Annotated in this window: 10 protein-coding genes; 3 read left to right on the top strand and 7 right to left on the bottom strand. The window is 33.4% G+C overall.

All coding sequences use genetic code 11. From position 1 onward, the window contains the following. From P8M54_RS10265 to P8M54_RS10295, 7 genes are all read right to left on the bottom strand, one after another. Nucleotides 1-1,576: M48 family metallopeptidase (locus P8M54_RS10265; protein ID WP_300287736.1), on the bottom strand; the 1,576-nt coding region annotated here is incomplete at its 3' end. A 100-nt stretch (nucleotides 1,577-1,676) separates the two neighbouring features. After that, nucleotides 1,677-1,886 carry a hypothetical protein gene (locus P8M54_RS10270; protein ID WP_300287737.1) on the bottom strand — a complete coding sequence of 70 codons (210 nt, stop codon included), beginning with the start codon at nucleotides 1,884-1,886 and terminating at the stop codon, nucleotides 1,677-1,679. A 14-nt stretch (nucleotides 1,887-1,900) separates the two neighbouring features. Then, nucleotides 1,901-2,077, bottom strand: a complete 177-nt coding sequence (locus tag P8M54_RS10275; RefSeq protein ID WP_300287739.1) for a hypothetical protein — start codon at nucleotides 2,075-2,077, stop codon at nucleotides 1,901-1,903. 20 nt (nucleotides 2,078-2,097) lie between these two features. After that, nucleotides 2,098-2,247: a hypothetical protein gene (locus P8M54_RS10280; protein ID WP_300287740.1), complete on the bottom strand. Its 150-nt coding sequence runs from the start codon at nucleotides 2,245-2,247 to the stop codon at nucleotides 2,098-2,100. A gap of 526 nt (nucleotides 2,248-2,773) precedes the next feature. Then, nucleotides 2,774-3,280 carry a hypothetical protein gene (locus P8M54_RS10285; protein WP_300287741.1) on the bottom strand — a complete coding sequence of 169 codons (507 nt, stop codon included), beginning with the start codon at nucleotides 3,278-3,280 and terminating at the stop codon, nucleotides 2,774-2,776. Nucleotides 3,281-3,458: 178 nt separating this feature from the next. Beyond that, nucleotides 3,459-5,876, bottom strand: a complete 2,418-nt coding sequence (locus tag P8M54_RS10290) for a hypothetical protein (protein ID WP_300287742.1) — start codon at nucleotides 5,874-5,876, stop codon at nucleotides 3,459-3,461. Nucleotides 5,877-6,062: 186 nt separating this feature from the next. Further along, nucleotides 6,063-7,292: a hypothetical protein gene (locus P8M54_RS10295; RefSeq protein WP_300287743.1), complete on the bottom strand. Its 1,230-nt coding sequence runs from the start codon at nucleotides 7,290-7,292 to the stop codon at nucleotides 6,063-6,065. A gap of 578 nt (nucleotides 7,293-7,870) precedes the next feature. Between P8M54_RS10295 and P8M54_RS10300 the strand changes: the two genes are divergently transcribed. The 3 genes from P8M54_RS10300 (at nucleotide 7,871) to P8M54_RS10310 (ending at nucleotide 10,382) form a co-directional block, all read left to right on the top strand. Further along, entirely contained in the window at nucleotides 7,871-9,424 is a 1,554-nt protein-coding gene (locus tag P8M54_RS10300) for a bifunctional response regulator/alkaline phosphatase family protein (RefSeq protein ID WP_300287744.1), read from the top strand. A gap of 69 nt (nucleotides 9,425-9,493) precedes the next feature. Continuing rightward, nucleotides 9,494-9,901: a tRNA (adenosine(37)-N6)-threonylcarbamoyltransferase complex ATPase subunit type 1 TsaE gene (gene tsaE / locus P8M54_RS10305; RefSeq protein WP_300287747.1), complete on the top strand. Its 408-nt coding sequence runs from the start codon at nucleotides 9,494-9,496 to the stop codon at nucleotides 9,899-9,901. A gap of 4 nt (nucleotides 9,902-9,905) precedes the next feature. Then, nucleotides 9,906-10,382, top strand: coding sequence for a GNAT family N-acetyltransferase (locus tag P8M54_RS10310; protein WP_300287746.1), 477 nt, complete (start codon nucleotides 9,906-9,908; stop codon nucleotides 10,380-10,382). Nucleotides 10,383-10,522: the final 140 nt, after the last annotated feature.

The following is a 10,522-nucleotide window of genomic DNA, read 5'->3' on the forward strand; positions in this document are numbered from 1 at the left end:
CATTTTGGGCAATGCGCTCCTCTAAGGCTTCTTTTTCCTTTTTTAGCTTAGGCAAAAGAGTGCTCGCTTCACTGGATTTGAATTTATGACCGTCATAATCAAAGGATTTTAGCTTAATCAGACCATCTGCTATGTTTTGAATAGTTTGTTCGTCATTTGAAATCGCAATGCAATCGTACACTAAATCTACTTTTTCTTTGTCAAATAACGATTCTAAAAGCGGCAGCGTATCGTTTGTTGCCACCTTATCGGTATCAAAATAAGTGCTATTTTTGTTATCGTAATAGCCGTTGTACATCGCGTGAAACGATTGTTCTTGCTGCTTTTGTACAAACTCTTGTTTAAAATCAGTAATCGCAACCGATTCAAAAGTTTGGTCATTGTCTACATGGCTAAACAATTGATTGGTAATTTTTTCTTGAATTTTTTCAAAATCTTGAAAAATGTACTTCGCCAAAGCATTATTTTCAACCTCCTTATGTATCCCCACACGATCGAGATTAGCACAACGATCTTCGACAGAAGGATGCGATGCCCACTGGTTTTCGATAACCAACTTCGATTTATTGAATTTGCTCATATCTAAATAAGTCACGAGCGGTAAGTTATTTTTGAATTGCAACTGTCCCTCTTTGGCTAAATAATCCAATACAAACACCTGTTCCTCATAGATATTTTTACTCTTGAAATTGTTTCCAATCTTCTCTCCATAAAACTGCAACACTTTGTTGTAAGAGGCATCAACTAGGTCCATACGCAATAGCGATTCCTGCAAGGGCGTTATCCCCGCCACATTGGCCGCTACTTCATCAGCGTGGAATTCCATTTCACGCGAAAGCGCTAAATACGCCACGTTGATGAACTCATACATTTTTCTCAAAACCCACTGAATGCCGCTTATAATCTTCACCGAAATCATCAGAAAAATCGAAAAATAATTGCTGATGTTCGCCCATTTTTGAATCATTTTATCAAAAGAATCGTTGTCGTACAACATATTGAATATGACCTGATTCACATAATACACATAACTCCCTACTTTCATGCTGCGTTGTGAGAAATGACCAAATTCGTGCGCCAAAATCGCTTTGAATTCCTGCTCACTGATTCCGTTTACCAACCCCAACCCTATTTGCAAGTTTTTTTTGACTGGAAAAAACATACTCCAAAAACTAGAATCATAAAAAACACTAGCATTCACATCAGCCGATACGTATATCTTTTTCGGAAAATCAGTACCTACCTCGTGTACGATGGTTTCGATGAATCGGAATAGCTTAGGTTCAGTTTCAGCTGTAATTTCAGTTAAATGCGAGCGGTCTATTTTGTGTTTTTTAAACAAAAACTTAAAAAGAAAAGCCAATATAAAAAAGCCTAAACTTCCCAAACCTACACCCAATGCTAGAGTAATAAAGGATGGCCGAATAGTAATCACGTAAAAAGCACCTATCAAACAAAGAATAGTAATTCCTACTGACAGCAGCAGTAATAGCACATAAACAATCAGGAAAAGGACAATAGAAAAAATGGCTTTGGTTGTCATTTTTTTGAAACTAGCAGAAACTTCGATATTCATATGCAAATGGTATAATGGGTTTTGGTTTACTTACGTATTTCTAAAGCTTATCTAGTACATAAGTGAGGCTTTTAATGGTTAAAGCATTGCAAATTAATGCTTATTGCTGAATTCTTTTTTCCTTATTTCTCGCGTTTAAATACCCATAGAAAAACAGACCTACAAAAACGAGTTTTACCAACCGATAGACCCAAATATTAGCTTCCATCCAAAACAGGCGATGGCTTGCACCGTCGTAAATCGAATTAAAGACTAATTCCGTAGCAGATAAAATGGCTAGAACCAAAAAAAAGTTTTTATTAATTTTCATGAGTAAAATCAAAGTTAAGATACTGTTTTAACTGCCTTCGGGATAACAAACCCAACAATATTCAGCACGACACCAACAAAAGTTAGCATTCCAGCTATTAATCCCTTTCTGCCCGATTCCGGAAATTCAATTAATAAGTAGACTGCAATAAAAAGTAAAATCAAACTGAGAATGTAAATAGCGTTTTTCATTGTGGTTAGTTTTAGTTGTTTTAGTTTTGGTTTTCTATTATTGGTTCAATAAAATCGTCTTCGATTTTTAAATCAGTAAATTTATAACTGTTGTCTTTTTTACCCATTAATTCTATCGACTGGAAATCGACTCCTGCAGCACTGATGCGGTAATCGTAGCTATCTACCACGCCATCATAATCGTGTAGCGCTAGATTGCCTATCTACTATTTTACTACTTGTAAATCTAGTTCTCTTTCATGAAGATGAAAAATAATTCGTCATGTACTTTTTGAACGATTTTTAAAACCTACAATAAAATTTATTAAGATGCGTAAGTGTTAACTTACCACAAATTTCTTAATCTTGGTAATCGATTATTTTGCCTTAGTTCTTTAATATTTTTTATTTAAATACTTTTCTTGCACATGCTACAAAAAAAGAGACGCGAAGACAAAAAATATTACTAATGCAAGAGCTGAATATAGTACAAACATGCATCCAAAATTTAGTGACTTAAGAAACATTCCTTCGCTATTTTTGTTAGTTTGATTTATTGGGAAAGAGCATTTAGGACACTTTTCAGCTTTGTCTGAAACATTTGATCCACACTCTGGGCAGTTTATTAAAGCCATATTTTTTTTCGGTTTAGTTTCCGAACCCTGAAAGTCGAAAACATTTTAAATTAAATTATTAAATTAAAAGATATTATTTGTCTTATTTAGTCTTGGACGGAATATAAACACTATCCTTTTCTCGGTTAAGCATAAATGTATTTAATTCAGATAATTCAGATTCCATTTTTTTTAATTGTTCTTCTTGTTTTGTCACATTTTCAGCTGTAGATAAATTATCTATGAAATTATAAACACTTAATCCAGCTCCCATGATTGCAAATCCAAAAATCCACCAAAAGGTTTTTACTTGCCATTCTGATAATTTAGAATCATTACGTAATTTTTTATGTTCTGAATTTTTATCAATATTTTCTTGCTCAACTTCTAATTCTAACTTTATTAAAGTTTTCTTACCGAGTTCAGTTAACTTAATGAAAGAATATGAATCAAGTAAAGAATTATTTGCAAATTCGGCATAGATTTGTTGGTATTTGATCCACCCAATATCATCTTTAAGTAAGTTAAAAAAACTATCCGAATCAAGGTTTTTAGATTCGTTTTCTAACTTAGTTCTTAAAAATAGAATTTTTAATTCTTTATCATTCATGTTTTCTCAATTTCGGTTCACTGTCCTTGTAAATAACGATTTACTAGGTCGTTGTCAGGCAAACTAAGCAAGTGCGGTCTTTCTGTTAAAAACTAATTTTCCAAGTAAAAAACCATCTTCAATTTAGCACTTAACCCGCTATTTTGCCAAAATGCTGTTAGGCGTTCATTGTTTTTTTTTAGTCTTTCAAAAATTCGTATTCATATATTTTTGGTTTTATTTTGTCTGCTAAAAAATTGAGTTTTTTTCTCAATTCTCCAATTAACTCCATGTATTTTTCGTCATTACTTTTTGAGTTCATTCTACCTTTTTCGTTTCTGCCTTGAAAATATTCTCTAATGTCATAAAAACTGGCATTTACGTTTATATTAGGTTGACTATGATAGTATTTCCACAATTCCCTACCTGCATCAAAAACTTCTTTGGCTTCTTCGGAGAATTCTCTGTTGATGGCTTGTTTTGTTTCATTTTCGAACAAATTCGCTTCATCTTCAATTTCTATTTTTCCTTTTATAAAGTCAGTCATAAAATTGCTCTCAAAACGATTTTGTGCGTTTACTTCTTGCTCTGTAAACGGTATCCAATTATTTGTCCCATATTGTGATTGTATGTTGTTTTTCTCGTGAAATAAAACAAATGTTAAACTATCATTTTGAAATTCTACATCTTCTTGCCATTTTACATTTGGAAATAAGAATTGGTCATTGTGAATTATCCAAGTATGGTCAATAGTTTTTCTAACTGCAAAATAAACTGAAACTTTTATTAAGTTATACTGGTTTATCCACATACCTCTTGGATTAGCCATCTGTTCCTTTTTATTCAATAAATAAACAATAGCATTTTGTTGGAAGTCGTTGCCATTTGTACCTGCAAGAAAACCAATAAAGTCTGTATTTACCTTAAAGGATGAAATCCAATTATTTATGTAGTGATTTTTTTCGTGTGCAACATAAAATCCTTTAGTTCCAATATATTCGGATTTGTCATTATAAATATCAATTTCAATTTTATCAAGAATTTGATTTTCTGTTGTATTCCAAATTTTAAATCCTATTGGAAATTTTCCTTTTACATTGTCAAATGTGTAAGCAGGTGCAATAAATCCATATGAAAATATAGCTTTAAAATTATTACGAAATATTTTAAATGCAGAACCATTAAATATTTTTAATGTTGAGAATTCTCCAATAGTACAACCTTTTATTTCAGAATTAATACGTATTAAAAACTGGGCAAATAACTCTCGACCTGCACCACCAAGCTCATTACCATATTTAGTATGTATTTTAGATTGGTTTACGCCTAACTTACCTTTTTCTCCAACACTTGAAACTTCTGCATAAGGCGGATTGATATAAATAATCAGTTTTTTACGCTTTTCAGGGTCGTTTATAATGTCTTGCAAACTTTGCGGAAGTTTTGTAAAATCGTCATTTAAAAAATCAAATTGAAAAACGTGATTTTTCAATAAGTTAGCTCCGTGCTCAATTCGCTCGTGCATTACGTTAACATCAGACTGGTCTAATGTACTTGCATAAATATTGTATTTGTTAGTCAAGCCTGTTAATAGATTTCCTGTGCCAGCCGCACAATCCCAGATGTAATACTCGTCTTGCCAATTTTTGCCTAAATAGTCAGTTAAATATTTTTGTGAAAGTTCAACCCAAATTCGTGGTGTGAAAAATGCCCCTTTTCTTTCTCTAATGTCTTGCGGTACGAGTAAATCTTTACGTTCAATTATATAATCTTGAAACTCTACTATTGGTGGGCGTTTATATAGTTTCCAGAATTGTAAATAAGCATCTTTATTGCGTATATTTATGGTGGCATCAAACATTTGCTTGATGTTCTCTTTAGCAATTTTATAACCTTGATTTTGAAAGACAACAAATAAACTGTCTCTAATGGTTAAATCGTCATCAATATTTTGTGTGCCTTTATCGTCAACAAATATGTCTGCCAAATAAAAGTCGCTGTCAAAAATATTTGCTTTTTTTAAATCATCCCAATTAACATCAATTACTGGTTTTACAATATCAATCCAACGTAAATAAATGGGAATGAAATTGTTTTTGTCAATTTTGATTTTACTTTTCGTTGTGGCTTTTGCCACGTTGTTTTTAATAAATGTATTTAGGTCTTTTTCATCTTTTTCGTAATCAAAAATATAAGTTTTAGTTTTTAATATATTTTCGACACGTTCTTTAATCAACTGAAATTCTTTAGTTTCGTGGTCGCTTGGTGTAACGTTCCAGTTAAAGTCATTGAGATAAAAAATATCTTGAACATTAATATAATCTAAAAAAGCAATTTTTTTGAAGTCAAATGCACCCAAAAAAGCTGGTGGCAACGTTTTGTCAAAAGTTCTGGCTTTTCCAATTGTCAGAATTAGTTGCACAAACATTGACGGAATATCAAAATTTCCAGTTTTAGCTTCTGCCCACAATAAAGGAGTTCTTCCAAAAAGATTGTCTTGTTTTGGGAAAACGGTAAAGTCAATATTTCCTAAAATTTCGGTTGTGTCAAATGTCTTAAACCAGTCTTCACCAACTTTGTTTTTTAGTTCTTCTTCTCGTATTTTTTTATACTTCATTCTCTGTTTATGTCTGTCGGTTTCTGCGGTTCGATACAATGACGCCTAACATCTAAGCGCTTCACGTCAGTTGCGAGCTTCGGAACTTTTTATTTTCTGTTAAAGATAAAAATTCTTGCGAAACGTGAACGTGAACTTACGACAAAATTCGCAATTGCGCCAAACGTGTGTTGGTAGTAGTATTTTTTATCTATGAAAGTGACAATTTTCTCTATATGTTTGAATATCACAAGGTTTCCCTTCAATTTCTCGACTTCTACAAGGCGCTCCACATTTATGAGATTCGCCTCTGATATAATTGCTATAAAGACCTAGTCTACGAAATACTTCCTCTTCTGTCAATATTTTTTCTAACTGTTTATCTGAACCATTTTTAGATTTGATAATGATGATTCCATCTTTGTCTAAAAAAATTGATTGATTTTTATTTTCAACGACGCTAACATCTGAATTAAAATTATCTAGAAACTCTACATTTTTTTCGTTTATAGCATCAATTATTTCAGTATCCAAACCAATAAATATTTTGTTTTTTCCAACTTTGTCAGTCAGTATTTTAAAATAATCTCTAGCTTTAATCTGTTCTTTACTTATGTTTTCGGCATTTTCTTTAACTAGCCTATAGTCAAAACATTCACCATAATACTCTTTACCTAAATAGTTGTATTTTCCAAAAAATTTATTTTCATTGATTCTTACTTTCTGAAATTTATTTGCTTTTAATGGTCTGATATATCTGTTATAGTATGTAGTATCAATTATATAACTCAAAAATGTTGCGTAAGTTAGTAATTGAGTTTTAAATGTATCATCATTTTCTATTTGAATATTTTCTGGTGGATCATCAACGATAACACATTTCGAATTGTTTGTATCGTCTTCATTTTTTATCATTGCAATTGTTCCAAATCTTAGATGAACTTTTTTTCTTTTGCTATCTTCTTTTTTTAGCAAAATATCATTTTTGAATGTAGTGTAATAATTTTGAACAGTTCCTTTCGTTTCAATTTCATATTCCTTTTCATCTTTAATTGTGGAATAATCTAAATATTTACCGTCAGTTAATGGTTCAATTTTTTTAAATTTATTTGGATTTGTTTCTAACAAGTCAACAGTATATTTTAAACCTACACCAACGCCAACAGCTTCGGAAACAATTTTTTTAACTCTATCATCGTTTGATAAATTTTTAATGCTTTTATCTGAAAATTCTATGAAATCTGAAAGTAACATTTCTAATCCTGGAATTTTTGACTGTAGATAATCAAAATCTGAATCTACAACATGATGTGGGACTTCCCACATCATTATTGCATATTTAAATAATTCCGTTTTGTTAAGACTTACTGTTTTTAAAGACTTGAATAGCTCAACATCTTTAGCACTTTCATCTATTACAATTTCTATTTCAGTCATTTATTCGATGTTTTGAGGTAATATTACTGCCACCTCGTCTATAACATCTGTAGGTAGCAACTTTTCTTCATTTCCCCACCAAAAACAAAAATCCACAACAAGATAAAAGCTCATGCTCCTATTGTTGTGGATTAATTTGTTTTTTTGTGGTAGTCAAATATAAGATTTATTTGATTAAAGCCTAAATTAGTTGTTTCTTTTTCAAAGATAATTACCTACAACAGGATTACCTTACGGTTTCTCGTAAAGGCCGCCTTTTTTTTGGTCAATGGAATGTAATGCGTCGTGATAAACTACTATTCGTGATTGGAATTTTGGGTCTCGCGTGAGGGACGGAAACGGAAAGCCCACAGCGACGCTTTTAGGGCGGAGCGAGGACTTGCAGTGGACTGCCCGACCGTAGCCCAAGCGGAGGGCACGCCCAAAGAACGATTTGGAGGATGATTCGTCTTTGGATTCCTGCCCTACTTACCCTTTAATTCTATAAAATTTTATAAAAATATTAATACGGCAACGTTTTAAAAAAATGTACTTTGGCACAATAAATAAATACTTTTGAACGCTTTTTACCGATACATATGGACAAAATAAAAATACTTTGGGTTGATGATGAAATTGATTACCTAAAACCGCACATTATTTTCCTGGAGAAAAAAAATTATAGTGTAACGACCTGCAATAACGGGCGCGATGCTGTGGACTTATTTGAGAATGAAAACTTTGATGTGGTATTCCTAGATGAGAATATGCCGGGTATGAGCGGACTGGAAACGCTGCAGGAAATGAAGGAGAAAAAGAGTGCGATTCCTATGATTATGATCACCAAAAGCGAGGAAGAGTACATTATGGAGGAAGCGATTGGTTCTAAAATTGCCGATTACTTGATTAAGCCCGTGAATCCAAACCAGATTTTGCTGAGCTTGAAAAAGAACTTGGATCACTCGCGACTGATTTCGGAAAAAACAACGCTCGACTACCAAAAGGAGTTCCGTAAAATTGCCATGGAAATGGGTATGGTGAACAGCTACGAGGATTGGGTGGAATTGTACAAGAAATTGATTTTTTGGGAATTGCAGCTAGAGAATATTACGGATCAGGCGATGATCGAAATTTTGGAATCTCAAAAAGTAGAAGCCAACTCGCAGTTCGGGAAATTCATTGAACGCAATTACGAAGACTGGTTTGAGCCTAAGGCCGATAAACCGGTGCTTTCGCATAACTTATTCAAGGAATTAGTTTTGCCTGAAATAAAGAAAAATGACAAACCTATTTTGTTTGTCGTGATTGATAACCTGCGCTACGACCAATGGAAAGTTTTTGAGAGCGTTGTAAACGATTATTACAAACTTGAGAGAGAACTGTCCTACTACTCTATCCTACCAACGGCGACGCAGTATGCAAGAAATGCCATTTTCTCAGGTTTATTGCCTGTGGAGATGGAAAAGCAGTTTCCGCAATACTGGAAAAATGATCCTGAGGAAGGCGGTAAAAACTTGTATGAAGCCGAATTTTTGACGGCACAACTGAAGCGTTTGGGTCTGAACCTTAAGGAAGATTACTTTAAGATTACCAATATGGAATCCGGTAAAAAGCTAGCCGAGAACTTCAAGGGTTTAAAGGGCAATGATTTGGTTACGATCGTATACAACTTCGTTGATATGCTTTCGCATGCTAAAACAGAGATGGATGTGGTAAAAGAATTAGCTGCCGATGATAAGGCGTATCGTTCCTTGACGTTGAGCTGGTTTAAGAATTCGCCTTTGTTAGAAATTATTCAGCAAGCCCAAAAACTAGGCTTCAAATTGATTTTAACTACGGATCACGGAACGATTAATGTTAAAAATCCGTCGAAGGTGGTGGGTGATAAAAACACGAGTTTGAACTTGCGTTACAAAACCGGTCGCAGCCTTACCTATGAGTACAAGGATGTGTATGCAGTGAAAGATCCAAAAAAAATAGGGTTGCCTAGTATAAATATGAGTAGTTCTTATATTTTTGCAAAAAATGATTTGTTTTTGGCTTACGTAAACAACTACAATCATTACGTGAGTTATTACAAAAATACCTATCAGCATGGCGGAATTTCGTTAGAAGAAATGATTATTCCGGCTTTGGTATTCAATCCAAAATAGTATCGAACGCCGGTTCTTTGCTATTGTAAGGAACTAGCGTTGTTTTAAAATTAATGAAGAAAAATGAGCATGGAAATTATTTATGAATTAGAAGATATCGCATCAGTAGCAGAAATTGTGGTGGCTCAGAATCCAAAAAAAGTGATTCTTTTTTACGGCGAAATGGGTGCTGGAAAAACTACATTTATCAAACAATTGTGTAAAACATTAGGCGTTACCGAAGCGACTAGCAGCCCAACCTTTTCTTTAGTTAATGAATACCAAACGACTGCAAATGAAATCGTTTACCATTTTGATTTTTATAGACTAAAAGCCGAAACTGAAGCACTCGATATGGGTGTTGATGATTATTTATATTCTGGAAATTGGTGCTTTATCGAATGGGCAGAACAGATTCCGAATTTGATTCCCGAGGAACATTCGGTTATCCGAATCAAGGAGCAAGCCGATGGAAAACGAGTTTTAGTTTTAAGTTAAGAAGATGAAAAACACGATTGAAGCGGTACGTATCATTCCGTTTAGTACGGAATTAAAGGACTATATCAAGATTTTAAATGTGGAGTGGTTACAAAAGTATTTTCGTATTGAAGATCGAGACGAAATTGTACTTTCCAATCCGCAAGAAGAAATTATCGATAAAGGCGGTTTGATTTTTTATGCAACGTACAAAGACGAAATAGTAGGAACGGTTTCTTTATTAAAAGTCAGCGAAACGGTGTACGAAATTAGTAAAATGGCGGTTACATCCACTGTTCAGGGTATAGGAATTGGTAAATTCCTTCTAGAGCACTGCTTTACTGTGGCCAAAGAAATAAATGCGAGGACACTTATTTTATATTCCAATAGAAGCCTAAAATCGGCCATTCATTTGTATCGCAAGTACTGTTTTGTCGAAATACCTTTAGAATCTGGCGTTTATGAACGCGCCGACATCAAAATGGAGAAAGTTTTACAGTAGCTCCTTTTTCGTTCTTTTTAAGGAAGTACTCTCACGGTATTTTGATCTTTTTTATGTAATTTTACCTCTTAAATAGCACAATAGCAATGTCAATGTCATTTACACCGTTTACAAAACAGCAACTGATGCCTCAAGAAGAA

This window comes from Flavobacterium sp. (genome assembly GCF_029242675.1).
Classification (GTDB): Bacteria; Bacteroidota; Bacteroidia; order Flavobacteriales; family Flavobacteriaceae; genus Flavobacterium.

What these genes read in the sequence shown, in the direction of transcription:
- P8M54_RS10285 (WP_300287741.1), bottom strand. Translation starts at nt 3,280, where the DNA reads ATGAATGATAAAGAATTAAAAATTCTATTTTTAAGAACTAAGTTAGAA.
- P8M54_RS10295 (WP_300287743.1), bottom strand. Translation starts at nt 7,292, where the DNA reads ATGACTGAAATAGAAATTGTAATAGATGAAAGTGCTAAAGATGTTGAG.
- P8M54_RS10300 (WP_300287744.1), top strand. Translation starts at nt 7,871, where the DNA reads ATGGACAAAATAAAAATACTTTGGGTTGATGATGAAATTGATTACCTA.
- P8M54_RS10275 (WP_300287739.1), bottom strand. Translation starts at nt 2,077, where the DNA reads ATGAAAAACGCTATTTACATTCTCAGTTTGATTTTACTTTTTATTGCA.
- P8M54_RS10270 (WP_300287737.1), bottom strand. Translation starts at nt 1,886, where the DNA reads ATGAAAATTAATAAAAACTTTTTTTTGGTTCTAGCCATTTTATCTGCT.
- P8M54_RS10310 (WP_300287746.1), top strand. Translation starts at nt 9,906, where the DNA reads ATGAAAAACACGATTGAAGCGGTACGTATCATTCCGTTTAGTACGGAA.
- tsaE (WP_300287747.1), top strand. Translation starts at nt 9,494, where the DNA reads ATGGAAATTATTTATGAATTAGAAGATATCGCATCAGTAGCAGAAATT.
- P8M54_RS10290 (WP_300287742.1), bottom strand. Translation starts at nt 5,876, where the DNA reads ATGAAGTATAAAAAAATACGAGAAGAAGAACTAAAAAACAAAGTTGGT.